Consider the following 26,349-nt stretch of genomic DNA (forward strand, 5'->3'; position numbering starts at 1 on the left):
TGAATAAAAGAAGGTGATCTAAGTTGTCTGAAGAAGCTTCAAAAGAACTAAAAGGGTATGATACAAGCATCGTTTACGATTATAAAGAGTATCCTGATGTAATCAGTGGTCGTTGTGACAATTGCGGTAATGCTCAATTTGAAAGCTCAGTAAAGAACTATATATTTTTACGCAAGTGCCGTCATTGTGGCATGATGAAATCTATTTAACCCTGTCACTCGATAGGGTTTTTGAACATAAGAAAAGCACCTGGGTTCCACACCAAGTGCTTTCAGCGCTCCACGATTTATTATACATTGGGGTTTTTTACCGTTTGACTCAATTATAACCTAATCATAATAAAGATATACTTTCTAAAGCAGATACAAGAATAATTTAACTTATGTCTACTTTACAAGGTACAGAACTTGCAAAGAATACCGAAAGACGACACATTGTGCCGCCCTTTGCTTTATTCTCGATGATATAAATTTAACATGTATAAATCCTAACAACACGATTTATTCCCGACTTTTTTTAGGAATAATTTCGAGTTTTTTTAGGAATTATTTCTCCGTTTCTTTGAACTGCGCTGTTAATTTTCTGGTCTGTTTAATGCTTTTGCTGCTATGTCCCTAACCTTATCTGGATTTAAAGCCTCTTCCTTTTCTGAATAATAAACAGCCATTTCATTTAGTTGTTCTAACGCCTTCTCATATACACTAATTATTTTATTGATTGTTTTAGCAGCAATTAATAACTGCTCAGCTGTGCCAAAGGCTAAGAGTTCTCCTTCTTCTTGGTCAATAAGCAAAGGCGTTCCGTTTTCCCCGTTCTGTCTAAAGTAAATACCTTTAGCCGTTCGAATTAGTACGTCACCATTAGCCAAATAAATCTTTCTCTCATTCATTAGATACACCTCCTTTTCTTCGAACTGTGCTGTTACTTCGGTGTTTTAGCCATGTTCTTCAATGAGCTGAGAACATCATCTAGTACTCTTTTATCTCTCGATATGTTTCAGTTTGTTTCTATATGCCAAATGATATTTTTGAGCATTTCTTTAATTTCCATTTCCTTCATCACCTATCTCTTCGTAATAGCAAGATTCAGGTTCAAAGCCAGTTTATAAAAAGCTTTCCATCGTATCTTTGAATAAGTTTTTTCCGATATAGCTGGCTGAAATTTGAAACAGTACACCTGATAATCTGAAGTATATTCTGCATCCTCAGACATATACCGTTCTTCAATCAGAAAACGTTCCATTTTTGGTAATCGGCGAACAGCCCATTCGACACGCTCACAATATGCCTTTCGATATCTTTGTTGATCCGCATTATAAATAGCAATAGAAGCTGTTTGATCACTGGTTTGATTAGTTGGCCCATGAAAGCGTTCCTCTGGACTTGCCGTTATAGAAGCCTCACGTTCTTCAAAAATTAAGTATTTATATAAGCGATATTTCTCCAATTCAGCTTCTACAGCCGTTTGTGTCGCTTTTCTATCTAATTCAGGTAATTCAAAGGTCATCATATCCCCCATTTCTCAGGAACACCCTGAGCCGCAACCCAGGGCGAAAAGATTAATGTTTGACTGCTGCATCTTCCATATCTAGTTGTTCAGGAGGAACGCTTACTTATAAACATGAAAAATTCTATAAGATAGAATACATGGGGGAGGCGTTAATTAAAACATTCGATGATATAGAAAAATGTATAAAAGATCTTGAAACGATTATAGATGAAATAAAGGATGCTATGATAAGTAAATCTATTTATCAAAATATAAAACTAATTGAAAATTATAAATAACATCTTGACTGCTGTAAAGTGAGAATAAAGTGATTTAATTTTAAAACCTAAAACAAGCATAACCCCGTTCTAAATTTAAGACGGGGTTAAAATATAGTTGTTTAATTTTCGATATAAGATAATTCACGGTACTTAAAAATATAACAATATAGTTGTTTAAAAATCTAAGTTTTATTCAACAATCGCGCCCTTTAATGGAATAACTAAAATCTGACCCCACTCATAATATCACTTAATTCTTATTAAACTAATGCCCCTTTTACTTCAAGTACATTTCTTCACAACCTTTTCAGTAATATATAAATATCCATTAACAAAAACCTCATCCCTAGTTCTTAGAGGTAAGATGAATTCAATCAAACTTTACATAATCCCCTTCTTCGATTTGATTCTTTTCAAACCATCCAAGATTCACTTCAATTGCATAATGATAAGAAAGTTTTGGATCATAGATAGGACATTTATTCCCTTTACAAGGCTCCATATCCAGTATCTTTAGAATTTCCCCATCTGAATCAAGAAAAGCAATAGATAAAGGGATTAATGTGTTTTCCATCCAAAATCCACCATATATTTTTCTTGAAAACACAAATAACATCCCCTCATTTTCAGGTAATTTTTCAACAAACATTAAGCCCTTTTCTATTTTTTTTTGAGTATCTGCAACTTGAACGGTTAATCTAATTTCCCTGTTTCCACTGAGTATTTTTATCATTTTTGTTTTTATTCTATTTTTCATGTTCACTCACCTTCGCTTATTATAATAAGCAGGAAAGAAATTTGGAGATAAAACGAAAACAAGAAGAAAAAATAACTAGGCAATCTCTTTTTCACTTTTAATACTTATTCTATGGTTTTAAATTTAATACTTTGCTTTCAATAATCACAGCAACAATATATAAAAAGATTTGTTCAACTAAACTCCGTTTGTTCAATAAAAAAGGGCAATCTTTCTTATTGAAGAATCGCCCCTGTTAGTTGAAGTACAATTCTTCACAATCTTTCCTTCACATAACAAAAAAAGCCACCTAGATTTGGTAGCCTTATCTGTAGCTCACAACTCATTGTTTAGGAAATTACTTTTTTTCCATTACTGCAAAATAGTTTTCTTCATTATCTGCAAAGTTAAATACTCTACCAGATGGCATATTTACAATCTCTCCGACTGTAATTTGTTTATTTAATAAGTCACTGTGTAATTGTTCGAGATTCTCCGTGAAAAACATTAAAGAGGGAGTATCGAGATTTAATTCGGGAGACATTTTAGAAACGAAATCCTTATTGTGCAGAATGAGGCTTGTTTCTGCACCTTTTTTTGGAGCAATTTCAATCCATCTCAATCCCTGATTGTTGTTCTCTTCAGCTACTACAGTAAAGCCTAATTTTTCTGTCCAGAATTTTACTGCCTCATCTTGGTTATTGACATACAACATAATTTGACCGACTTTACTAAACATATTCCTTTCACTCCCTTATAAGAAGACTGTTTTTACTATCTGAATTAATATTCTTTGTTGGGAAGTAGAAATCCTTCTTCAATTAACCTCCCTCAATAAACAAACAATTATCTCTTAAATACTCAGTTTTTCTCAATATTTCTATCCAACTTATTTACTCTTATAGATTTGATTAGTACGAAAAGAACACAATCAAGCAGTTTACGAAAAAAAAGAGCGCAAGAAACTAGCCAACCTTCGGTTAATTTCAAGAAGTTGGATGAATAGGTATGTACGCACCAATGGATGTCCACATATCTTACGGGGGTCTACCCTCCCAAGTCTCACAGAGTCTACGCTCCTACATTCCTTCGTTCAACCTTTCCATAAGGTGGATGTCGGTCATGCTGCCCCACAGGATCTATGTCCTTACGTTAGTTGCGTTGCCGACTAATCCCATGCTGATATTGTCTGTTCAACCGTCCAAATCTATTTGTCAAAAGTCAGTTTTATAGTGATTAAGCTGCTATTGGTTCTTGAATAAATGCATGCATATGAGGGATATCCTTCAACATCTTCTCTTCCTGGAACACAAACTGTTTCTGCCCAATGGAGAAGAGAATGCGTATAAGCTTATTACACAAAGCAATTAAAGACTGCATCTTTTTCAACGGATTGTCAGGTCTCGTTGTGTAATAATGATGTAGGGCTTTAAAGGCTTTATTCTTCGCTACTAGAATCATAGATGCCCGAAATAATAATGCTCGTAATTTCTTACGTCCACGTTTCGTAATCGTGGTTCTCCCTTTATGCTTTCCAGATGTATTTTCTTTTAAGCTAAGTCCTGCCAGTTTGGTTATTTGACGAGGATGATTATATTCACTCAAATCCCCTACTTCAGCGAAGAAACCCGCCACTGTATCGCGTCCAATTCCTGTTATCTCTAACATTTGATCAACGCCTGGAATATCTTGAAGCAGTGTATCCAAAGTATGGTCAAGCTCTTCGAACTTGGCTTGAATGAGTTCATATTTTTGAATTAATGATCTTAATTCCATTTTAGCCATCATGGCACCCTGACGAATGCCAATCGAGCGATTGGCTGCTTCTTTTAAGGATTGAATCTTCTTTATTCCTATACTTCTCTTCACTTCTTGCCTTAAGTAATCGAGTAATTCTTCTTCTGTATAGTTCACTAGCTCATGAGGTAACGCTTCAAGTTTTAATAAATGAAGAGCTGCCTTTCCCTCCCAACTTTTAAAAACGGTAAAGAACTCTGGAAAATATCGATCAAGCCAGTTGTGTACCTGTCCCTGCACAATTTGTAAGTCCACATTTAATAGATCGCGTAATTTCTTAGCCACACGCAGTTCCGCGAAAACCCCTTGTGGTATGGTTGGTTCAGCGTATCTACCATCTTTGACTAGTTGTGCAATGACTTTCGCGTCTTTTACATCATTTTTAGTTGGAGAGTTATCGTCTAACTCCTTACTGTGCTTGACATGTAAAGGGTTGACCGTTACGAACTTAATCTGTTCCTCCTTTAGAATATGAGCTAAATTAAGCCAATAATGGCCAGTTGGCTCCATTCCAGTAATGACAGAATCCATTTCGCAAGACTCTTTTATTTGAATAATCCAATTAATAAATGTCCTAAATCCTTCTTGGGTATTATCAAAAAAGCAAGTAGATCCTAGCTCCATTCCACGATAATCTTGTGCTCTAGCTACATGATGATGTTTCGCAATATCAATACCGATTACTAAGGTTTTAGGTGTAATTTGAGCTATTTTATGATTTTGGTTATAATTCATGGTGAGACCTCCGAGTAGATGTTTTGTCCTTTTTAGCTGGCCAGCTCAGGACACATTCATCTTATCAAGAGGTCTTTTTTCATTCAAACCGCATTTTCAGTTATTACAGGAATGCTGCCCCGTTACTTTAAGTACATCTCTTCACAAACTCTTCTAAATATTAACATATATACCGAATTTACTTTAAAGATGTTGCTCAATTAAATGGCCCTAAAATGAAAAATGAGCACTTATCCTTGTTCTGGTATGCTCCCCTTATAGTAGACACGTTTTAAAAAGCGCATTAATCTGTCTATTATTAAGGGGGTATTTTTTATGGAGAAAAAAGCAGAGACTTATGATATATCATTCAAGAAAAAAGCAGTGGATTTATTTCATCAAAAGAAGAATTATGCAGCCGTTTCCAGAGAATTAAACACTCATCGAAAAAACATACAACGATGGGTTAAACAGTTTAGTGAAGATGGGATGGTTGGTCTTAGAGAAAAACGTGGCAGAAAAAGTGGGTCTAGTAGAGTCTCTTCATCTACCTTTGAAAATACCCAACAGAAAATAAAGCGATTAGAAGCTGAGAATGAACTATTAAAAAAGCTTTTAAAGATGTGAAAGGAGGAATGAATCTAAAACCTAGTATTCTATTTCCAATCATTAATGATTTATCTAAACAAGCTCACTCTATACAGCTACTTTGTCATCTAGCTAAAGTATCAAGAAGTGGATACTACAAGTGGATAAAGCGTAAAGCATTACCTTCGGAAAAGCAGATAGAGGATGAGAAGCTAAAGCAGAAAATAATAGAATGTCATCAGAAATATAAGGGCATCTATGGCTATAGAAGAATACAAATTTGGTTAAAGAGGACCTATGATATTCATATTAATCACAAAAAAGTTCAACGGTTACTAAGTGAGCTAGGTATTAAAGCAATTATCAGGAAGAAACGAATTTATTACGGTAAGAAAGAACCTTATCTTATCTCGAATAATTATTTAAATAGATCCTTTTACGCTTCTCGCCCTAATGAAAAGTGGGTAACGGATATTACGTACCTCATTTTCAATGGACAGAAACTATACTTGTCTGCCATCAAAGACCTATATAATAACGAAGTTGTTGCGTACCAAATTAGTAGACGTAATGATTATAAACTAGTCTTGGATACTCTTAAAAAAGCCATAAAAGGAAGGAATGTAAAGGGACTCCTTCTCCATAGTGATCAAGGATACCAATACACTTCCCATAACTATAATCAGCTACTCACAAGAAATAAAATGAAAGCTAGTATGTCTAGAAAGGGCAACTGTTGGGATAACGCTAGTATGGAAAATTTCTTTAGTCATTTAAAAACAGAATGTTTTAACCTGCATACTTTTAAAACTTCACAAGAGGTTAGAAGGGCTATTAAAGACTACATTCACTTTTATAACCACGAAAGGTTTCAAACCAAGCTAAACAACCTGACTCCTATCGAATATAGAAGTCAGGCTTCTTAACTGCGCTTATTTTTTTATGTCTACTTGACAGGGGTCAGATCATTTACAGAAAAGCGCCCGATTGTTGAACAAGCCTTATGCTATATATATCAAAGATCTTGAGATAAATATAGCATATCGCGGCAATGTATCCCGTTTTTGATTATTATTTTAAATGATAAAATTTTAAACATATAAGCATTCGATTGAATTAAGATGTACAATCTATCTTTTTATTTATGTGCTTTCATCACTTTCATAAATAAAGAGAAATCCACATTACCACCAGTAATGATACAGAGTACGTTTTTATCAGCAACATCTGGAACTTGATTCTCTAATAACGCTGCAATTGTTACAGCACTTGAGCCTTCAATCATATAACGATGATTTGTCGCCATCCATTTCATCGCATATGAAATGCTTTCTTCACTAACTAAAATACTTCCATCTACTCTTGAAAAAGCAAGTTGTAAAGGGGCTTCATGAATGCCACCGTAAATCCCATCAGCGATTGAAGTTTGATAAGTTACATCAACCATTTTTCCAGCCATAAATGATTCATGCCATGCTGGTGAGGCCTCGCTTTGTACACCGATTACTTGCACGTCTGGATTAATCGTTTTTGCAGCAGTAGCAATCCCATTCAGAAGCCCCCACCGCCGACTGGCACTAAAATGACATCAAAATTTGGTTTTTCAAGCATAGCCTCTAAACCAATCGTACCTTGACCAGCCATTGTAACAGCATCATCAAATGCATGAATAAATGTTCTGCCCGTATCCTTTGCTAATTGCACCGCATACTCTTCTGCCTCATCATAGGTAACACCATACTGTACAATTTCCCCACCAAATTTTTGAATACCACTTATTTTTGCTTGTACTGTATTTTCTGGTACGACTACAAGTGCAGAAGTACCAAATATAGAAGCTGCATAGGAAACTGCTTGTGCATGGTTACCAGAGGAGGCTGTGATAACTCCTTTACTTTTGTCCTGATTGTTTAATGTTGAAATTTTACTAAGTGCACCTCTTGCTTTAAAAGAACCCGTCTTTTGGAGATTTTCTAATTTAAAATAAACATTTGAAGATAGTTGGTCATACATGCTATCCGAAAAAACTAAAGGTGTTTCGATAATATGATTTCTAATGCGATTTTTAGCATGAATAATCTCAGAAATAAATAATTCCATTAATTATAACCTCGTTTCTTTTTCTATGTACCTATTATTTAAATCACTATTATTTTACTTATAAACAACTTAAAATGCATATCTATGAGGCCGTATGTCTAAAGCATTAGGTGTAGCTTTAAAATAAAGTTTGATCAAAAATACCTTGCAAATCCATATTTTACGATAAATAAAAGAAGCCATTTTAAAAAAAGATTGATCAAAATAGCTTCTTCTTCATTAGATTTTAGTTTGGTTTTTATTAAAAAGTTTGATCATTTTCTATTTAACATATTTCTTTGTCTGCCTATTTTACATAATCAGATACTATGAGAACACTAAATTATTGTGTTTCTATACATTACCTTATTTACATTATGCCTTACGGTCTTATGACCGGCTTTAGTACCTTTACCAATAGCTATCAGCATAACATCTAAATACCTTTCAGAAATATTTAAGATGTCTTTTAATTTCTTAGAATCATAGCCTGACATAGTAATTGTGTCAAAACCAGCTTCATTTGCTAACAAAATTAATGACATTGACGCAAGACTTACATCTCTAGTTAATTCTAGCTTTAGATCTTCTTTTGATTTATTTTCATAATAATTTATTGCAGCATTCGCTAGATAATCTCTTAGCGATTCATCAAAATAACCTGCTTGAAAGCCTTCTTCATGTATCTTAATAATATTACCTTTGTCAAATGCCTGATAATCACCCAACATAACAATTAAAGTTGAAGCTTCTATCACTTGTTGTTGATTAAAAGCTATAGGCAGTAATAAATTTCTTAAGTCCGGATCATCAATAATTAAGTATCGAGTAGCTTGAATATTATTCCCATTAGGTGACTTACTTGCACTTTCAACTATTGAGGTTAGAATTTCTGAACTTATTTTATAACTTGAATCATAATGTCTAACTGAACGTCTTTTTTCCAAAATATTTTTCACACTCATTAATATCAACTCCAAAATTTTTATTTATTGCGCCTTTAATTATAGTAAGCAATAATAAATAAGAAAATAACGCACAAAAATGTGGTATAGCCACTTTTAAGTGCCTATTTAGGAGAGAAAGCACATGGTTATCTATAATACTGGAATCAACATTTTTATGAACATTGCAGGTGGAAAATGGAAATGTTTAATACTCTTTTTCTTGAGTCAAAAATCAGTAAGGACAAAAGAGTTTTACGAATTAATACCTGGAATTACACAAAAAGTCTTAACAGATCAATTGAAACAGTTAGAAAAAGATGGCCTTGTACGAAGAGAAATATTTAAAGAAGTACCACCAAAAGTAGAATACAGCTTAACTGATCTAGGAAGATCATTTGTACCAGTATTAAACACAATGTGTGAATGGGGTAATAAGTATGCAATTATAAAAGGTATAGATAAAGATCAACAAATTTGTTGTGATCATAATTAAACCTAAATTTCACCTAATGGTTCTCACTTATAATTTCAAAGACAATTATTAAAAATAACTTATTCAGCAGGTAAACAAATCGAAACTTTATGAAGTTACTAAAAATGCCAAACCCATATGGATCAATGGTTTGGCATTTGTTCGTTTTTTATTGTTTATGAATGATTCTATACATTGTTGATATGGTAATAAACCGAGTCTATTATTAATTGCTCTATTAAATTGCCCGATTCCTAAACAAGAAAAATCCTATACTTTTCAGTACAGGATTTTGATCAAACTTTTTTACAAACGGTTAAACTTTTTGAATTTATCAAGATCTAAATTGTAAAAAGTCATAAAAAATAAAGGGCGATACATATTAGTCATGTATAATATTTATCGCCCTTTTACTTCTTGCTCAACAATCGCGCCCGATTACGGAAGATCGTTATTGAAAGCAATGCACCCGATAGAATAAGAACATTAGTATTTCAAACCAATCGAAATAATTACTTTTGCAGTTGATTTAAAATCAGTTTCAATACATCGTTCTGTGACATATCATTAGTCAGTATTGTTTCTCCCTCCACGCTAAGATAATCGTTTGGATTCCACCAGGCACGTAAAGAATCTTCTCCGAATTCCATCTTTTTAGAACTAGAGTTGTGACGTATGACTGTTTCCTCAAAGGATAAATCAAAATAATAAGTATATGTCTTTTGGTTATAGAACTGGATTAAGTTATTCAGCATTTCACCATAACGACTTTTATACAAGATTCCTTCCACAATAACAAATTCACATTTATCTTTACCATATTCTACGATTTGACGAATCAAATCAATTGAAATGTTCCCTTCTCTATCGTGGACCTTCAACATTTCACGTCGAACGACATCCTGAGAAACCAATAGCGTTCCATGCCCAAAATGATTTTGAAGACTTTTCGCAGTCGTTGTTTTTCCACTCCCAGAGTTTCCTCGTATGATAATTAGCTTAGATTCCATATTCTCCCCCTACGCATCCTAATTGCCTTCTATTTATAGAATCTTCCATTTTTTATAAATAAGCATTTTTTTAGATAGTAATCTTATTCAATAAATCATCGAGTGTCCCATAACATTTCTCTACATCCGGTAAATGGTAAAAAGTACTCGTTGTTTCAAAGTTGTCTATTGCTCCATCTGGTGAATAAAGAAAAATCTTCTTACCTTGACCAAGTGCAATACCTAATTCAATATGAGTACCTTTTCCTCCTGGTAATACAATAACAACAAAATCAGATTCCATTACTGCATTTTTCTCTTCTTGACCGATCTCCTTTAATTCTTCTAAGGTTGTAATGTTTTTATTAATTGTCCAATCGTATGTATGAATAAATCCTTTATCTTTTAACTTTTTACTAACATACCTAACCTTATCTATATTTTTAAAGCTAGATGCAATATAAAATTTCATCATATTTTTATAGTCCCCTTTTGAAAAACTCCCTTAGAAAAAGAGCTGTCGAAACAACTTTCTTATTTCGCTCTTGCGCTCCGTTAGCTAAAAAACTATCCAATATTTTTTCTTACTACATATGTTATAGCGTTGGTTTTTAGTAATATAGGTTGATCACTTCGTGTAATCTCGTATTCTAATGGATTCACTATTGTCATTAATACTTCCCATCCTGAATAAAGGCTACATAACTTATTTAGCATAATTTCTGTCGAAAGGTTTAACTCCATTAGTGCGTGTAGTTTCTCGTTTGTTTCTAAATTTATTTCTTCAACTTCAGAATTTACTATGAGACAATTTATTCCGTTATTTTTTGTACCTTTTGCCATTCGTTGAATTACCTCGTCAAAAACTGCTTCTGATTTAACGTGTTCTAATGTTGATACCGCAATAATTAAATCATACTTATTTTGCTTTATTCCAAAGTTCCCAATATCAGCTTTTTCCAATCGTATTACTTCCTCGACTTTATATTTCTTGATATATTCTTTTAACTTATTTAATGCCGAGTCTAGTAAATCTACACAAACAACTTTGCCGTTCCTACCTTTTATTGCTTCAGCAATTGGAATACTATTTCTACCAACTCCTGAGCCTAAATCGAGGACATTCATATTCTCTTTATCACCAAATAAAGGTAATAAATCCATAACAGTTTTAACTGGTTTGTACAACCAAGAACCTTCTTCAAATAATTTATAGTTTTCATAGCAATAATCGTGATATTTCTTCTCTTCATTTCTGATAAATTCTATTCTGTTCAATGCGTTTCTCTCCTGAATAATTAATGATTTCATCGTTTTACATTCTATATTTGAAATTAATATTCCTTCCTCCATTAAATGGCCCTTTAATTGAACAATACAGTTGGGGTTTAAGGGTTAAAAGAAAAACCCTATATTAATACAGGGTTTGATCAAACTTTGTTTTAAATTATCGATCTTTTTTATAAATAATCAGTCTTTATTTTAAATCAACAGCAAATCCCTACTCTGGAAATGCGCCCTTTAACAGAATAATAATCTTCCGTATTTGCCACCCTTTACTTGCATAACTAATAAAAAACAAAGGAGTAGAAATGTTTAAATTGCTACCCCTTAATAATGCCTTACAATAGCTTCCTTATGCCTACTCCAGTAATACATAGAGCTCAACTTATGCCTTCTTATGTGAAGTAACATTTAGAAGTCGTTGATTTTTTTACAATTTTTTGAAGAACACTCCCGTAAATAACACTATCAATGTTACTATTCTATTTATAAAAAAAATCTAAAATAGTTGCGAATATCACGATGGTCACTCCGTTATAGTTAGTGAAAGAGCTTTTTCAATAAATGAAGGAGAAGAATATATGACCGTTTCTAATAAAAATTTTATTAAACGTTTAAAAAAGCAAAAAGAAGATGCACTGGAATATGTCATTGATGAGTATATGCCCTTTGTCAAAGCCATTGCACTTAAAATATTACAACCAATTGGTAAACGTGATTCAGTCGATGACTGTATCAATGACGTGTTTTTAGAAGTTTGGAAAAACAGCCATCAATTTAATGGCGAAGAAGTAGATTTCAAAAAATGGATTGGCATAATTACGAAGTATAAAGCAATCGATTACTATCGTGTCTATGAAAAGCAAGCGGCACGTGAAAAACACCTTGATGAACTCGAACAAATTAGTACCCATTCGAATTTACAAAAATCCATATTAGAACGTGAACAAAGAAGTGAGTTACTTTTTGAACTTAGTAAACTTGATGAATTAGATCGCGATATTTTTATTATGAAATACTTTTTAGGGTTAAATAATAGTGAAATTGCTACTTCACTGCATTTAACAAAATCAGCAGTCGATAATCGATTGTATCGTGGAAAGAAAAAATTAGCGAAAAATATTAAATTAAAGGAGCAGTTTATTATATGAACGACTATAAAAAGTTAGTTGATATCAATATTGATGAAATAGAACCTGTGGAAGTCAGTGAATTTGAAAAAAAACGTGTTAAACAGTACGTATTGGGAACAAAGAAGAAAATAAAGGCTTATAAGTATATTGCGGTGGCAGTAACGATTACAATTGGAGCCACGATTGCTACCAGTTTTGCTGTACCGTCACTCGCATCTCAGATTCCAATTATCAATAATATTATGGGTTACTTTATAGATGAAAACTCTTATAATAGCAACTTTGCTGAAGTTGCAACAGATATTTCACAAGTTCAATCAAGTAATGGTGTATCCGTCATGATTGAGGATGCTGTATATGATGGATCTTCCATTACGGTTTCCTATGCAATTGAAACTAATAAAGATTTAGGGACAAATCCTTATATGTCTGCATCCTTTGATGTTAAAGGGGCTGAGGGAATGGGTGCAACGGGTACAATTGAAAAAGTTAGGGAAACAACTTATGTAGGAACAGAAAAAATAACACCTCATTTTAATGGGAATAAACCTGATAATATTGAAATTAGTTGGGAACCGGAGGCATTTGTAAATATGGAAACAAATGAATCTGTTACGGGTGATTGGCATTTCGCATTTGAAGTTCAATCTTTAGAAAACAAAAAAGAAGTTGTGAATCAATCCGTTACAGATCATGGCGTTTCAGTTGTGATTAGTTCCTATGAAACCAATGATTTATCGACTGTTATTCAATACGAACAATTTGTAGATGAACACATTCTAGACGAATGGCCAGAAGTAACAGTAGAAATTAAAAATGTACAAGATAATTTAGGAAATAGCTACAGTGTTGATGGTAATGGAGGTACTAGCCGTGACAATGGATTATCATTTGAATGGAGTAGTACGATTAAATCAATTGATCCAAATGCAAAAACATTAACGATTGTACCAGTTATATACTTTTCTCTTGGCTCAGGTAAAGGACTAGAAACAAAAGAAATGGATCCAATACGTATAGACCTAAAATAAAATTGAAAATAGGCTGAGTTCTTACAATAGAAAATTCAGCCTATTTCTGTGATTATTTTTATTTTGGCATACCGTTTTGTTCAATCTTTCTATATTTCAAGTTTACAGTTCTCTTTACTAAAATAAATTTGTAATTCTCTACTCTAATTTCTTATTTTGCTCCATGAAATGGCATTATCCTGCCACTGTTCTTTTTTATAAGCGTTACTCTATTAAATGGCCCTATAATGAAAAATAGGCGCTTACCCTTGTTCTGGTATGCTCCCCTTATAGTAGACACGTTTTAAAAAGCGCATTAATCTGTCTATTATTAAGGGGGTATTTTTTATGGAGAAAAAAGCAGAGACTTATGATATATCATTCAAGAAAAAAGCAGTGGATTTATTTCATCAAAAGAAGAATTATGCAGCCGTTTCCAGAGAATTAAACACTCATCGAAAAAACATACAACGATGGGTTAAACAGTTTAGTGAAGATGGGATGGTTGGTCTTAGAGAAAAACGTGGCAGAAAAAGTGGGTCTAGTAGAGTCTCTTCATCTACCTTTGAAAATACCCAACAGAAAATAAAGCGATTAGAAGCTGAGAATGAACTATTAAAAAAGCTTTTAAAGATGTGAAAGGAGGAATGAATCTAAAACCTAGTATTCTATTTCCAATCATTAATGATTTATCTAAACAAGCTCACTCTATACAGCTACTTTGTCATCTAGCTAAAGTATCAAGAAGTGGATACTACAAGTGGATAAAGCGTAAAGCATTACCTTCGGAAAAGCAGATAGAGGATGAGAAGCTAAAGCAGAAAATAATAGAATGTCATCAGAAATATAAGGGCATCTATGGCTATAGAAGAATACAAATTTGGTTAAAGAGGACCTATGATATTCATATTAATCACAAAAAAGTTCAACGGTTACTAAGTGAGCTAGGTATTAAAGCAATTATCAGGAAGAAACGAATTTATTACGGTAAGAAAGAACCTTATCTTATCTCGAATAATTATTTAAATAGATCCTTTTACGCTTCTCGCCCTAATGAAAAGTGGGTAACGGATATTACGTACCTCATTTTCAATGGACAGAAACTATACTTGTCTGCCATCAAAGACCTATATAATAACGAAGTTGTTGCGTACCAAATTAGTAGACGTAATGATTATAAACTAGTCTTGGATACTCTTAAAAAAGCCATAAAAGGAAGGAATGTAAAGGGACTCCTTCTCCATAGTGATCAAGGATACCAATACACTTCCCATAACTATAATCAGCTACTCACAAGAAATAAAATGAAAGCTAGTATGTCTAGAAAGGGCAACTGTTGGGATAACGCTAGTATGGAAAATTTCTTTAGTCATTTAAAAACAGAATGTTTTAACCTGCATACTTTTAAAACTTCACAAGAGGTTAGAAGGGCTATTAAAGACTACATTCACTTTTATAACCACGAAAGGTTTCAAACCAAGCTAAACAACCTGACTCCTATCGAATATAGAAGTCAGGCTTCTTAACTGCGCTTATTTTTTTATGTCTACTTGACAGGGGTCAGATCAGTTCAAGGATAAGCGCCCGATTACGGAAGATTAATAAAATTTTACACCTTATTCACAAGTAATAGATATTTAGAAAGCAGGTGCCTGACAACAGATGTTATTCTTTTTTGATTCTTCCCGCTTTTTTTGCCGCTTCTTTTAAGATGACCTCGATTTGGGCATTCACACTTCTCAGTTCATCCTGCGCCCATTTTTCCAGGACTTCATAAAGTTTTGGATCGATCCGCAGTGGAAATGCTTTTCGTTTACTCATTTACGACACAACCTTAATAGATACTTCCTGTATTGATAATAGGCTGTGTTCCTTTCTCAGAAACAATCGCAACCATCAGGTTATTAACCATCTGTGCTTTTTTCTCTTCATCCAGATCGACAATTTCTTGTTCTTGAAGCTGAACGATCGCTGCTTTTACAAGCCCCACTGCCCCGTCGACAATCACTTTACGAGCAGATAAAACGGCATTCGCTTGTTGTCTTTGAAGCATGGCAGCGGCAATTTCTGAAGAATAGGCAAGATGCATAATCCGGGCTTCAATAACATCGACACCGGCAACATCCAGTCTCTTTTGTAAATCAAGAACAAGAACCTCTGCAATTTCATCACTATTTTGCCTTAGAGTTAGTGTGTTTTCGCCCCCATGTTCGTACGAATCATAGGCATATCTGCTTGCAATATGACGAATCCCTGTCTCACTTTGAATTTGAATGAATTTTTCATAGTTTTCAACATCAAACAATGCTTTAGCTGAATCATTTACTTTATAAACCACCACTGCAGCGATTTCAATTGGATTTCCTTCTAAATCATTTACCTTTAGCCGTTCACTCGTAAAGTTCGTCACACGCAACGATACTCTTCGTTTGAAAGTGAAAGGAATCGTTGCCCACAATCCCTGGTCCCGAATGACACCAATATACGTACCAAAGAACGTCAATACTTTTGCTTGGTTTGGCTGCACTATGGTTAAACTTGTGGCAATAATTAGGCCTAGAATGAAAACCACGAGCCCGCCTACTTTTCCTCCGACCGATAGGGCGTTGATTACTAAGAAAGCTCCACCAACAATACACACTAGTGCAATGACAAGTGCTGCATAACCATTCATTTTAAAAATTGATTTTTCCTTCATACTAACCCCTCCATGATATAAAAGTGATATCACTTTTATATCATCATACGGAGATTTTTTAAAAAAGTAAATATATTTTTTGTTTATTTTTCAGTAATTTTTATTGAAGAAAAGCACTTTAAAGTAGCGAGCAGTCAAAAACGTATTTTTTTATAATTAAAGACCGCTTGTAAGCGTGACGGATCCGTTTTTGAAGTACAAAACTAAAAAAAACCTGACCGTTCGTTTAGTTTAAGTTCAATGTTTTACAAAGTCCGCCATATTTCAACCTAATTACCCAGTTTTATATAATGGTTTTGCTTCATTAAATGGCCCTATAATGAAAAAAGCACTTCCTTATTAAAGAAAAGCGCCCGTTTGTTGAATAAGGGGTCTAATCACATAGCCATCAAGCTAAGAAAAACAATTACCCCCAAAATGATAAAATAAGCTTGGTTCTTACAATAAAGCTTGTTTTATTGTTTTGGGGGAGCTATTGAACTTTAACTTGAGGGGCGTGTGGTTATACTCCTTAAAGATCGTAAAAACCGATTAATAATTAACTTGTCGTTTTTTGAAACACATTCCACTTGGTGAAGTTCAGGATTTTTGTTATAGATTTCAAAATAAAATAACCCATTATACCTCCCGTCGTATTTAAAATTATATCGTCTATGTCAAACTGACCAATTTGAAGGGAAAATTGTAAAACTTCAATTGTAGTAGTAATAAGGATACTGCTTATACAAACTTTCGAGAATGTCTTATATTTTTTAAATAAAATAGGTAGAAAAATGCCTAAAGGCACAAAAATCAGGATATTTCCTAATGTATTATGAAGTATAATATCCAAGTTAAATCTATCAGAACCAACCATATATTCATAAGTATTTTGGAACGGGATAATGTTGGAATTAAGTTTCCATACTTCTATATCAAAAAACTTATTGGAGTCTTCTGGGAACCAAAAGTATCGGTTAAAATAATTAGGATTACTAGAATTAATGATTCGGTCTAAAATTCTTATGAATATTAAATTCCAGAGTAAGATAAAAGAATATAAACCAAATAATACCCATGTTCCTACTTTGAAAATTTTGTAATATGGAAATAAAGAATATTGAAATCCTTCTTTTATATTTTTTCTATCGCCAAAGCTTTGTAATGCTTTTTGCGTAGCTTCTCCATCTGAAAAACCTTGCTCTATGTACTCACTTTTTAATAAATGTAGATGATCTTTCATTTCTTCAGCTATTTCACTTTTTTCTTTCTCACTACAATTTAGTTCACTAACAATTTGTTTAACATAGGTTTCAATGTTTTTATCCAAGCCATACCCTCCGAACATACTTTTATTAAGTTATTTACTTTTTTCCACTCTTGTAACTTTCTCTCCAACTCTTTTTTACCGTCATCTGTAATACGGTAGTATTTTCTTCTAGCACCAGCTTCAGGATTGTTCCAATATGACTGGAGCCAGTTCTTGTTTTCTAATCTTTTCAAAGCAGGATATAAGGTACCTTCGCTCATATTATAAAGTTCATTACTATTTTCTTTTAATGTTTTTACCATCTCATATCCGTACATGTCCCTTGTATTCACAATGGAAAGAAGTAAAATATCAATACTTCCTTTCATAATCTCCTTATCCATAAACTCACCTCGCTCTTATTAAATATTTGACTACATCGTATTACAAGGTGATAGTTAAAATTTTTTTGTTCACTCATGATCTAGCTTTTCATAAAGTTTAATCAAATTAAAAGTTACTACCCTTGATGTAAGGGAACCTATCCCATATTCATCAAGCGAAGTTAAAATCATACCCTCAAAATGAAAAAACGCTATGCTTATCGTAAGAAGTTTACGAGAAAGGATGGCGTTTTTGATGAATTCTATCATTTCAAATGAACTGAATCTTTTTGCACAAGAGCTACAATCCCTTTTATCTTCAGTAGTCCTACAAGACATCGCCAAACGAGTCGGCTTTGTACGGCGATCCAGCAAATATCAAGCAAACGAACTCCTTGCCCTTTGCGTATGGCTCAGTCAGGAAATCGCTAGCACGTCACTTGTACAATTGTGCAGTCGTTTAGAAACTTCCACTGGAGTACTGATGAGCCCTGAAGGATTGAATCAACGCTTTAATCCGGCAGCTGTCGCATTTCTTCGAGAAGTTTTTACCTCTCTTCTCACGCAAAAACTCTGTTCTAATCAATCGCTTCCTGCATACATGATTTCTACTTTCAATCGGATTCGTATTTTAGATGCGACAGTGTTTCAACTACCTAATTTCGCCACTGACTATCAGGGTTCAGGAGGGAGTAGTAACACGGCAGGGGTGAAGATCCAATTGGAATATAATTTATTGAGTGGTCAATTTCTCAACGTGCAGCTTGGACCAGGTAAGAATAATGATAAAACATACGGTACCCTCTGCCTTGAAAATGTAGAGGCGGGCGATTTATGTTTACGTGACCTTGGCTACTTCGATTTAGGAGACTTACAAGCCATTCATGATAAAGAGGCTTACTATATCTCCCGATTGAAGCTGAATACACGCATTTATGTCAAGAATCCCAAGCCAGAATACTTTAACAACGGCACGTTAAAAAAGCAAACTGAATACATCCAGCTTGATATGACACAAATGATGTCTGATCTAACCCCTGGTGAAACGCTGGAAGTCCCCGAGACATACATTGGTCAAAATCAGAAGCTTCCAGCACGTGCCATTATCCATCGTTTAACCGACGATCAAACGCAAACACGCATGAAAAACCAAGCGATACGTGAAAAGAAGAAAGGCATTGTCATGAAGGATAAAAGTAAACGTTTAATGGGCATAAATGTATATATCACGAACACGTCGTTAGAAGAAGTACCGACGAACTACGTGCATTCCTTATATTCACTTCGTTGGCAGATTGAGATTTTGTTTAAAACATGGAAGTCACTCTTTGAAATTGACGAATGTAAGAATATCAAAAGAGAACGCCTAGAGTGCCATTTATATGGACAACTCATTGGCATTCTCCTCTGTTCTTCTACGATGTTTCAAATGCGACAGCTTCTGCTTGAAAAGAAAAAGCAGGAGCTGAGTGAATACAAAGCGATTTATATGATTAAAGATTACTTTCTGTTACTGTTTCAAGCGATAGCAGCTGGCACAGAAGAACTTTTGAACATTCTGCATCGCCTTTATCAGCTGCTAAAAAAGAACGGTCGTAAATGTCATCGGTATAAGAAGATGACCGTCTTTGATATTCTAGGGGTTGTGTATGAAACGACAGTGAAGCATAGACAAGCTGCCTAGCGAAAAAATCACATTTTAATAGGCTTCTTTGGCATGCCTACTTTTCTATCACTCGCTCGTTTTGAAACAAGGATCACTTCGTATCTAGAAATTTACTTTGTTAACTTGATGGGCATGGGGTCTAATCAGGAAAATGCGGATTTACAACGTTAAGCACTACTGAAAAATAAATATTGCTTTTTCTGCAACGATAATACTTTAAAACGAGCCCTATTAGAAATTGAACAAGTGGGGTTTTAATTAAATAATCAGTAAAAGGATCTCCAATCGAAGATCCATTTTTACTAATATTGTGTTGCTCAGCGTTTGTGATATCTATTTATGAAAAGTGTGTTCTTGTTCTTTTATTGTTTGCTGCTTGTTGCTTACATATTCTATAAAATCCTTTGCTTTTTGAAATTCCCCCTGAAGTTCTTTAGGAAGCTTTTCTACCTCTACGGGACCTTTACTTGTATCTACTTTCCCCTGTGCTAACACTTTTTCGTATGTCATGAGAGCTTCAATGTACAGTTCATATTCTCTAGAATCTAAGATTTCTTGACTTGATGCATATCCGTTTAATTTATCAAAATAAGGTTGTAATTCCATCGAGGCTTTTTTAATCTCAGCTTTTTGTTTAGAAGGCACTTGATCAAAATCAGTATTCCCATACTTGTCTCCATACTTCAATTTAGCATCAGTAATTACATGCAAAGACTCTTTAAATTTCTCATATTCTTTTTCTCCTAATTCTCCTTTTGCTTGCAATAATTTTGCATTAAAAGTCATATAACCATCCATAGTTAAGCTTGCTACATGTTTTTTGAGATTCTCAAATGATCCATACAATCCATCTGCCAAAATGGATTGATAAGCAAAAGCACTAGTCGGAATTAGCAATGCTGCTGCTAAAATAGCTGAGACTAAACGTTTTCTTACGTGCCTCTTTATCTTATTTTCCATTTCTGATTTTGCTTTTTTTACACCTATTTTACTTTTTTCGTGAAGTTCAATTGGAATTTCTATTTTAGCTAACTCTTGTTTTAAATTATTATTCATAATAACCAGCCTCCTTTTTATAATTTTTACGAAGTTTATCTAATGCTCGATATAATATTGATTTAGCAGTTCCAAGAGGTATTTCTAGTGCTTCAGATATTTCTTTTAATGTATTGTCGTTATAAAACTTCATTAAAATAACGCTTTTTTCATCCTCTTGCAAAGTATCCATTAACTCTTGTAATGATAATGAAAGAGGAATGTCTTCATCATCTGAACCGACGAATTCTTCAAATTCTGGATTTAGTAGAACCACTTTTTTATTCTTTTTAACTAAATTGATTGCACAGTTCATCGCAATTTTCATCAACCATGTTTTAAAATACTCCGGTTTTTTCAAGGTATCTATCTTTTTAAATGACTGATATGCCACTTCTTGGACTACATCTAAAGCATCATCTTTATTTTTCACATATACATAAGCCATTCGATAAATATCTTCTTCACATTGTTGGAAAAGCTTTAAAAAGGCCTTGTCATTTCCTCTTTGAGCTTTTTTTACTAAACGTATAATGGTCATTCACCCTCTCTTTTTTTGCTTACATTTATTAGACAAACTTACTCTTCATTTGGCTTAAATTTTTTTATTTTTTTTAACAAAAAAAACAAGGACAAATATCCTTGTTTAATAACATTATTCTTTAACTGCAACGTTAATTAAATAACTTAAAGCTTCTATTCACTTTCTAATAATTCCTTCCCTTATTCAAGAAAATGGCCCGTTTGTTGAATAGAATGACTCACATTTCTTTAAACAACTTTATTATTTTTTAAATGACTTTATTGTAAATTAAACAATTTTATTATCACCCTACTTTAACTATTAGATAGGGGTAATCATGTATAAATATGTAGTTGCAAAAGAGGCGTCTTGTCCCTAAATGATTGCTAAAAAAAGTTTTTAATAATCTCTTGTTCATGGTGACATTCATTACACATATAACTTATTTCCGTTGCATCTTCTCTTACGACATGTTCTGTTTCCTTTTCACAAGTTTCACAATATCTTGTTTGATGTATTTCCTTCATTCAACCTGTCACTCTCCTTGTCTTTCATGCTTTCCTATTTAGTGCTGCAATATGGAAGTTAGCCATAGCTTGCGTAGCTTTCATAAATTATATCCACTGTCATTTATAAAAGAATTGTAAAAGGAAATAGTAAGAATAACGATTGAAAGTAGGAGGATATAAATATGACTATGCAAGAGAATGCATTATCTATTTTCGCCTTAGGGGGCGTAAATGAAATTGGTAAGAATATGTATGTGATTCAATATGAAAACGATCTCTTTATCATTGATTGCGGTTCTAAATTTCCAAATGAAGATTTATTAGGCATCGATTTAATCATCCCTGATATTACTTATTTACAAGAGAATAAGGATAAAATTCAAGCGTTAATTGTTACACATGGACATGAAGATCATATAGGGGGAATCCCTTACTTCCTAAAAGAATTAAATGTACCCATCTATGCTACACGCTTTACACTTGGTTTAATTGAATTAAAATTAAAAGAACATGGACTGCTGCGAGATAGCAAATTGATTCAAATTGATGAAGATTCACATTTTGATTTTGGGCAGACCGGTGTAAGCTTTTTTAGAACTAGCCATAGTATCCCCGATTGTCTAGGCATTGTCTTCCATACACCGGAAGGAGTCGTCGTCCATACTGGGGACTTCAAATTCGATTTAACTCCTGTGAATAATCAGTATACGGATATTCATAAAATGGCTGACATCGGCAAACAAGGTGTGTTAGTTCTATTATCCGAAAGTACGAATGCTGAACGCCCTGGGTCTTCTCCATCGGAGCAACTTGTAGGCGGCCATATTGAAGAAGCCTTCCGGAAAGCCGAGCGGAAAGTCATTATTTCTACTTTTGCTTCTAATGTTAATCGCCTTCAACAAGTAGTAGATGCTGCACAAAAGACAAATCGAAAGCTTGCATTGCTTGGTCGAACAATGGTGAATGTCGTCTCTGTCGCGATGGAACGTGGTTATTTACAAGTTCCTGATGGGATGCTAATTGAAGCGCAGCAAATAAACGAAATGGCTCCTGAAAAGGTAGCTATCCTATGCACAGGAAGCCAAGGGGAGCCGATGGCCGCCCTTTCCCGTCTATCTAGCTCAAATTATCGAGATGTAGACATTCTACCTCAGGATACAGTTATTATAGCGGCAGGTCCGATACCGGGAAATGAACGAAGTGTTTCGCGTATTGTAGACAACTTATATCAATTAGGGGCTAACGTGATTTACGGATCAGGAAGTGTAACAGGCATGCACGTTTCTGGACATGCCTATCAAGAAGAATTAAAGCTGATGCTTACGCTAATGAAACCTAAATATTTCATTCCAATTCATGGCGAGTTTAGGATGCTGCATCATCACCGTTTATTAGCTGAATCAGTTGGCGTGAAGCAAGGAAATACATTTATCATTAATAATGGTGATGTCATTGACATTAACAACCAAGTTGCTCGTCAAACTCGAAAGATACCTTCTGGGAATATTTATGTAGACGGTGTAGGTGTTGGTGACGTTGGGAATATCGTGTTACGAGATCGTAAACAGCTTTCTGAGGATGGCATGCTAGTCATTGTAGTTACTCTTAGTAAAATGGAAAGAAAAATCATTTCTGGCCCTGACACCATTTCCCGCGGCTTTGTCTATGCACGAGATTCTGAGGAACTTCTAAGAGAAGTGAATCGACTTGTTAAAACAACTGTTAACGACTTACAAGAAGCGAATAGATATCAATGGAATGTAATGAAACAAAGTATTAAAAAAGCCGTTGGACAATATGTATATAGTCAAACAAAGAAAAAGCCGATGATTCTTCCGATTATTATCGAAGTTTAATAAGAACTGGCTGTCATTACAGCTACCTATCCATTTTATGTATTGGATACATAAAATGGATAGGTAAAAAATTAAGGAAGCGATGCCTCTTCATTATGTAGAAAGCAAGCAAGACGATGTTTTTTCAGAAAACAAACTGAAACTAACGACCTCACCATCATCTACTTTTTATTCCAACAAGAATTAATACGACCCCTAAAAAAATACACGATATTTTAAACAAGGATAGTTTTTCAGCAACACCTATTAATCCAACGGTTGTTGTTACAACTAAAATGATAGGTCCTACCATAGCTAATGAGCTATTAATGATTAACGCTTTTTCAATATCATTCAATTTAAATATAAGCATTGCCGCAACCATTTCAATACTTGCGGAAAGAAATCGTAATGTTCCCATAATCAGTACCGCTTTTTCAATTACTGTAAACATAGTACCCTCCTTGGATAAAGATTCCTTTCTACATCATTCTATGCTGTAGTTTGGAATTCAGGACAAGTACTATTTCCTACTGACATGTCAAAACCTTTGTCATTCATTATAAATGTAAACTAACAGGAGCAGATAATCTCTAATTTTACTCCCTGTTAAGCACACAATAAAAGCGTAAATTCATATATGAATTTACGCTTTTATTGTGATTATATCTTTTAAATTCGTCTTATTGAGCTGCATCCTCTTCAGACTTTGTTTCCTTAATTTCTTGCAGTTCAAATCTCATAGTCTTTTTACCATTAGCATCAACTGATTCCCTTAAAATCTGACCGACACCTTTTGCAAAGTATGTGACACTGTACTCTTCTACACCTTTTTCAATGGTTTTTACCGCTGCTACGTCATTAAAAGTACCAGCTGGAGTAGTAATCGTCTTATCTACAGATTCAATAGTAAAAGTATAAGAATCGACAGTCCATTTTTCTCCTTTTTCTACTGGGTAAGCTAACACCTTGTCACTGCTATAAAATAACCCTTCTTCATTCTCTGTTTCTAAAAAGGTCTCCGCACCAAACCACGTATTAAATTCTTGAGATTTACCAATATAATTTTGTTCGTATTGAATATATCGTTCTTTCTTAACACTGTATTCCTTAACAACGTATAGTTTTTTCGTATCTTTTAAATAACTCATTTCTTTTGGTATTTCTAACGATTCAATCTTTTCATTAGAGTTGTTAATTCCTTTAAAAACGATAAATAGTAAAAAAACTACAACAACTAGTGAAAGTGCCAGGATGATTTTAACTGAATTTTTCAAATGTCTCTTCCTTTACTATGTAATTTAAACTTCCCCCATTCTATCAAATTTTTTAGAAACCAGTCAAAAATAAAGAAGCAAAGAACGATAAGCATTCAAGTGCATGTCTAAATTCCGATGATAGGTTACTTCTATAGTATAAAAGGCATCCAGAGCGTTCCCGCTCGGATACCTTTTGTTTACCTAAGATGTGATAATTATGCGCTTCTTCCACTGTTGTATCATCTTGTTCTGCTAATTTTGGTAATTGATTTCTAATTAATTTTGTACGATTGCAACAATAATGCCTAAGGTACCCATACTACTCCCCTAAACTCCCTGTACAATTTGTGAAGTGTTATCGAAAGTTGAATCTTTTGTACGTTTCAGATTATGTTATAAAATTGTCGATTTTTATAATACTTGTTTCCTTATCATTGCTATAACCATAAAGTTATCTTATATCTTATATTTTAATTTTATTTAAATATAGAATTTATGCATTCTTTCACATTTTCGTCTGTAATCGAATGGATATTTACTATTTATTTGGGCATCTTACTATAACTAAAAAGTTATAGCAACATTAGGGAGTTAGGAATTATGAAAGATTTATCATTAGACTATTTGCAAGCAATTGTAGAATATGGGAGTATTTCGCAAGCAGCAAATGCTCTTTTTATCTCGCAACCGTATTTAAGTAAGTTTATTAAGAACCTCGAAAAGGGGCTCGGTGTAGAGTTAATTAATCGTCAAGTGACACCTTTAACTTTGACATATGCGGGTGAACGATACATCTCCTATATGAAAGACATTGAAAATACGTATATGAAAATGAAACATGAAATTGAAGCCATTTCTGATTTAAAAAAAGGGCGGTTAACAATTGGCATCAATCCTATTTTAGCTTCACATACGCTGTATAAATTTCTTCCACACTTCATGAAAAAGTATCCAGGAATTGAAATTGAACTAGAAGAAGCGTCCGCTGCCGAAATGGAGTCATTAGTTCTTCAAAATACAATTGATATTTGCTTAAATATGTTGCCGATCATAAATACAGAGCTTGTCTATGAACGCCTTTATGAAGAAAATATATATGTAGTCATACCGCCAGGGCACGCCTTATACGAAAAGAATCATAAGCAGCCAATGCATGTACCCTTCCACCCTTCTTGTTTAAACAAAGAAAAATTTATTTTGTTAAAACCAGGACTTGGATTGCGTCGTTTAACGGATCACATTTTAGAACACTACAACATTCAACCAAATATAGTTCTCGAAACGAATAATATTGAAAATGCATTTAGACTGGCGAACAAAGGTGTGGGTATTACAATTATCCCTGAATGCGTCGTAACACGTGATCAAATAAAAATAGAATCCAACCTTTACACGCTCGGAAATCCAACTTTTAAAAACCAAGTCGTTATTAGTTATAAAAAAGAGGCCACACTGCCACCTGCAGCCATTGCCTTCTTACAAATAACAAAGGAAAAATATATGCAGTTTTAGCATGCAACGGCCTTTCCCCGATTGAATACCGAGCAAAGGCCGTTGCTCCATATACTTTCTTCTGCCTTGCTTCTGCAACGGTTTCGTTTCTATAAAAAAATTTAGATAAGACTAAGCAGCCTCTCTGAATTTTTCTAATTCTACCTTTTTTCTTCTATGTCCTGTAAATACAAATTGTACATT

Annotated in this window: 30 protein-coding genes and 1 pseudogene; 12 read left to right on the forward strand and 19 right to left on the reverse strand. The window is 33.9% G+C overall.

Annotated features, from left to right (window positions below):
• Positions 1 to 23: 23 nt before the first annotated feature.
• Positions 24 to 209, forward strand: coding sequence for a DUF8096 family protein (locus tag BAOM_RS14940; protein ID WP_127760961.1), 186 nt, complete (start codon positions 24 to 26; stop codon positions 207 to 209).
• A 365-nt stretch (positions 210 to 574) separates the two neighbouring features.
• Here the strand turns inward: BAOM_RS14940 and BAOM_RS14945 are convergent, their stop codons facing one another.
• Both BAOM_RS14945 and BAOM_RS14950 read right to left on the reverse strand, forming a co-directional pair.
• Positions 575 to 889 carry a hypothetical protein gene (locus tag BAOM_RS14945; RefSeq protein WP_127760962.1) on the reverse strand — a complete coding sequence of 105 codons (315 nt, stop codon included), beginning with the start codon at positions 887 to 889 and terminating at the stop codon, positions 575 to 577.
• Between the two features lie 173 nt (positions 890 to 1,062).
• Complete coding sequence (locus BAOM_RS14950; RefSeq protein ID WP_373995302.1) at positions 1,063 to 1,518, reverse strand: ArpU family phage packaging/lysis transcriptional regulator; 456 nt, start codon at positions 1,516 to 1,518, stop codon at positions 1,063 to 1,065.
• Between the two features lie 47 nt (positions 1,519 to 1,565).
• Here BAOM_RS14950 and BAOM_RS14955 point away from each other — a divergent pair, with 47 nt between their 5' ends.
• Entirely contained in the window at positions 1,566 to 1,787 is a 222-nt protein-coding gene (locus tag BAOM_RS14955; protein WP_127760963.1) for a hypothetical protein, read from the forward strand.
• A gap of 352 nt (positions 1,788 to 2,139) precedes the next feature.
• Here BAOM_RS14955 and BAOM_RS14960 read toward each other — a convergent pair whose 3' ends face one another.
• The 3 genes from BAOM_RS14960 to BAOM_RS14970 form a co-directional block, all read right to left on the reverse strand.
• A complete protein-coding gene (locus BAOM_RS14960) occupies positions 2,140 to 2,526 on the reverse strand; it encodes a DUF192 domain-containing protein (RefSeq protein ID WP_127760964.1) in 387 nt (128 codons plus the stop codon).
• A gap of 337 nt (positions 2,527 to 2,863) precedes the next feature.
• Positions 2,864 to 3,244, reverse strand: coding sequence for a VOC family protein (locus BAOM_RS14965; RefSeq protein WP_127760965.1), 381 nt, complete (start codon positions 3,242 to 3,244; stop codon positions 2,864 to 2,866).
• A 497-nt stretch (positions 3,245 to 3,741) separates the two neighbouring features.
• Positions 3,742 to 5,037: an IS110 family RNA-guided transposase gene (locus BAOM_RS14970; RefSeq protein ID WP_127760413.1), complete on the reverse strand. Its 1,296-nt coding sequence runs from the start codon at positions 5,035 to 5,037 to the stop codon at positions 3,742 to 3,744.
• Between the two features lie 315 nt (positions 5,038 to 5,352).
• On the opposite strand from BAOM_RS14970, the gene BAOM_RS14975 reads away from it, so the two are divergent.
• Together BAOM_RS14975 and BAOM_RS14980 are read left to right on the forward strand one after the other, a co-directional pair.
• Positions 5,353 to 5,643: a helix-turn-helix domain-containing protein gene (locus tag BAOM_RS14975; protein ID WP_127759245.1), complete on the forward strand. Its 291-nt coding sequence runs from the start codon at positions 5,353 to 5,355 to the stop codon at positions 5,641 to 5,643.
• An 8-nt stretch (positions 5,644 to 5,651) separates the two neighbouring features.
• Positions 5,652 to 6,530 (forward strand): IS3 family transposase, encoded by an 879-nt coding sequence (locus tag BAOM_RS14980; RefSeq protein WP_127759246.1) that lies wholly within the window; start codon positions 5,652 to 5,654, stop codon positions 6,528 to 6,530.
• Between the two features lie 212 nt (positions 6,531 to 6,742).
• Here BAOM_RS14980 and BAOM_RS25580 read toward each other — a convergent pair.
• Together BAOM_RS25580 and BAOM_RS14995 are read right to left on the reverse strand one after the other, a co-directional pair.
• Positions 6,743 to 7,704 (reverse strand): annotated as a pseudogene (locus tag BAOM_RS25580) (threonine ammonia-lyase).
• Positions 7,705 to 8,021: 317 nt separating this feature from the next.
• Entirely contained in the window at positions 8,022 to 8,648 is a 627-nt protein-coding gene (locus BAOM_RS14995; protein WP_127760966.1) for a nitroreductase family protein, read from the reverse strand.
• A 124-nt stretch (positions 8,649 to 8,772) separates the two neighbouring features.
• Here BAOM_RS14995 and BAOM_RS15000 point away from each other — a divergent pair, with 124 nt between their 5' ends.
• Positions 8,773 to 9,123 (forward strand): winged helix-turn-helix transcriptional regulator, encoded by a 351-nt coding sequence (locus tag BAOM_RS15000; RefSeq protein ID WP_127760967.1) that lies wholly within the window; start codon positions 8,773 to 8,775, stop codon positions 9,121 to 9,123.
• A 491-nt stretch (positions 9,124 to 9,614) separates the two neighbouring features.
• On the opposite strand, the gene BAOM_RS15005 is transcribed toward BAOM_RS15000, so the two are convergent.
• The 3 genes from BAOM_RS15005 to BAOM_RS15015 form a co-directional block, all read right to left on the reverse strand.
• Entirely contained in the window at positions 9,615 to 10,112 is a 498-nt protein-coding gene (locus tag BAOM_RS15005; protein WP_127760968.1) for a kinase, read from the reverse strand.
• A gap of 70 nt (positions 10,113 to 10,182) precedes the next feature.
• Positions 10,183 to 10,566 carry a nucleoside 2-deoxyribosyltransferase gene (locus BAOM_RS15010; protein ID WP_252282523.1) on the reverse strand — a complete coding sequence of 128 codons (384 nt, stop codon included), beginning with the start codon at positions 10,564 to 10,566 and terminating at the stop codon, positions 10,183 to 10,185.
• Between the two features lie 92 nt (positions 10,567 to 10,658).
• Positions 10,659 to 11,369, reverse strand: coding sequence for a class I SAM-dependent methyltransferase (locus tag BAOM_RS15015; protein WP_127760969.1), 711 nt, complete (start codon positions 11,367 to 11,369; stop codon positions 10,659 to 10,661).
• Positions 11,370 to 11,956: 587 nt separating this feature from the next.
• Here BAOM_RS15015 and BAOM_RS15020 point away from each other — a divergent pair.
• The 4 genes from BAOM_RS15020 to BAOM_RS15035 all read left to right on the forward strand — a co-directional run bounded on the left by BAOM_RS15020 (position 11,957) and on the right by BAOM_RS15035 (position 15,044).
• Complete coding sequence (locus tag BAOM_RS15020; protein WP_127760970.1) at positions 11,957 to 12,526, forward strand: sigma-70 family RNA polymerase sigma factor; 570 nt, start codon at positions 11,957 to 11,959, stop codon at positions 12,524 to 12,526.
• Complete coding sequence (locus BAOM_RS15025; protein ID WP_127760971.1) at positions 12,523 to 13,539, forward strand: DUF4179 domain-containing protein; 1,017 nt, start codon at positions 12,523 to 12,525, stop codon at positions 13,537 to 13,539. The genes BAOM_RS15020 and BAOM_RS15025 overlap by 4 nt, the downstream gene beginning before the upstream one ends.
• A gap of 327 nt (positions 13,540 to 13,866) precedes the next feature.
• Complete coding sequence (locus tag BAOM_RS15030; protein WP_127759245.1) at positions 13,867 to 14,157, forward strand: helix-turn-helix domain-containing protein; 291 nt, start codon at positions 13,867 to 13,869, stop codon at positions 14,155 to 14,157.
• Positions 14,158 to 14,165: 8 nt separating this feature from the next.
• Positions 14,166 to 15,044, forward strand: a complete 879-nt coding sequence (locus BAOM_RS15035; RefSeq protein ID WP_127759246.1) for an IS3 family transposase — start codon at positions 14,166 to 14,168, stop codon at positions 15,042 to 15,044.
• A gap of 139 nt (positions 15,045 to 15,183) precedes the next feature.
• Here the strand turns inward: BAOM_RS15035 and BAOM_RS15040 are convergent, their stop codons facing one another.
• The 4 genes from BAOM_RS15040 to BAOM_RS15055 all read right to left on the reverse strand — a co-directional run bounded on the left by BAOM_RS15040 (position 15,184) and on the right by BAOM_RS15055 (position 17,848).
• A complete protein-coding gene (locus BAOM_RS15040; protein ID WP_127760972.1) occupies positions 15,184 to 15,339 on the reverse strand; it encodes a type II toxin-antitoxin system antitoxin in 156 nt (51 codons plus the stop codon).
• Between the two features lie 13 nt (positions 15,340 to 15,352).
• Positions 15,353 to 16,216: an SPFH domain-containing protein gene (locus BAOM_RS15045; RefSeq protein ID WP_127760973.1), complete on the reverse strand. Its 864-nt coding sequence runs from the start codon at positions 16,214 to 16,216 to the stop codon at positions 15,353 to 15,355.
• Between the two features lie 538 nt (positions 16,217 to 16,754).
• Entirely contained in the window at positions 16,755 to 17,525 is a 771-nt protein-coding gene (locus BAOM_RS15050; protein ID WP_127760974.1) for a VanZ family protein, read from the reverse strand.
• Positions 17,477 to 17,848, reverse strand: a complete 372-nt coding sequence (locus tag BAOM_RS15055) for a PadR family transcriptional regulator (protein WP_127760975.1) — start codon at positions 17,846 to 17,848, stop codon at positions 17,477 to 17,479. The genes BAOM_RS15050 and BAOM_RS15055 overlap by 49 nt, the downstream gene beginning before the upstream one ends.
• 235 nt (positions 17,849 to 18,083) lie before the next feature.
• On the opposite strand from BAOM_RS15055, the gene BAOM_RS15060 reads away from it, so the two are divergent.
• The gene (locus tag BAOM_RS15060) at positions 18,084 to 19,511 is read left to right on the forward strand and encodes an IS4 family transposase (protein ID WP_127762585.1); all 1,428 of its coding nucleotides are present in this window, start codon (positions 18,084 to 18,086) and stop codon (positions 19,509 to 19,511) included.
• Between the two features lie 315 nt (positions 19,512 to 19,826).
• Here the strand turns inward: BAOM_RS15060 and BAOM_RS15065 are convergent, their stop codons facing one another.
• From BAOM_RS15065 to BAOM_RS24550, 3 genes are all read right to left on the reverse strand, one after another.
• On the reverse strand, positions 19,827 to 20,549 hold the full coding sequence (locus BAOM_RS15065; RefSeq protein ID WP_127760976.1) for a DUF3600 domain-containing protein: 723 nt from the start codon (positions 20,547 to 20,549) through the stop codon (positions 19,827 to 19,829).
• Positions 20,542 to 21,069: a sigma-70 family RNA polymerase sigma factor gene (locus tag BAOM_RS15070; RefSeq protein ID WP_127760977.1), complete on the reverse strand. Its 528-nt coding sequence runs from the start codon at positions 21,067 to 21,069 to the stop codon at positions 20,542 to 20,544. The genes BAOM_RS15065 and BAOM_RS15070 overlap by 8 nt, the downstream gene beginning before the upstream one ends.
• Positions 21,070 to 21,437: 368 nt before the next feature.
• Entirely contained in the window at positions 21,438 to 21,578 is a 141-nt protein-coding gene (locus BAOM_RS24550; protein WP_164853254.1) for a hypothetical protein, read from the reverse strand.
• A 164-nt stretch (positions 21,579 to 21,742) separates the two neighbouring features.
• Here BAOM_RS24550 and BAOM_RS15075 point away from each other — a divergent pair, with 164 nt between their 5' ends.
• Positions 21,743 to 23,416: a ribonuclease J gene (locus BAOM_RS15075; protein ID WP_127760978.1), complete on the forward strand. Its 1,674-nt coding sequence runs from the start codon at positions 21,743 to 21,745 to the stop codon at positions 23,414 to 23,416.
• A gap of 157 nt (positions 23,417 to 23,573) precedes the next feature.
• Here BAOM_RS15075 and BAOM_RS15080 read toward each other — a convergent pair whose 3' ends face one another.
• Both BAOM_RS15080 and BAOM_RS15085 read right to left on the reverse strand, forming a co-directional pair.
• Positions 23,574 to 23,849 carry a YqhV family protein gene (locus BAOM_RS15080; protein WP_127760979.1) on the reverse strand — a complete coding sequence of 92 codons (276 nt, stop codon included), beginning with the start codon at positions 23,847 to 23,849 and terminating at the stop codon, positions 23,574 to 23,576.
• A gap of 229 nt (positions 23,850 to 24,078) precedes the next feature.
• Positions 24,079 to 24,672, reverse strand: coding sequence for a hypothetical protein (locus BAOM_RS15085; protein ID WP_127760980.1), 594 nt, complete (start codon positions 24,670 to 24,672; stop codon positions 24,079 to 24,081).
• Positions 24,673 to 25,254: 582 nt separating this feature from the next.
• Between BAOM_RS15085 and BAOM_RS15090 the strand changes: the two genes are divergently transcribed.
• Complete coding sequence (locus BAOM_RS15090) at positions 25,255 to 26,166, forward strand: LysR family transcriptional regulator (RefSeq protein ID WP_252282526.1); 912 nt, start codon at positions 25,255 to 25,257, stop codon at positions 26,164 to 26,166.
• Positions 26,167 to 26,349 lie beyond the last annotated feature (183 nt).

The sequence above is a fragment of the Peribacillus asahii genome, from assembly GCF_004006295.1.
GTDB classification, from domain to species: domain Bacteria; phylum Bacillota; class Bacilli; order Bacillales; family DSM-1321; genus Peribacillus; species Peribacillus asahii_A.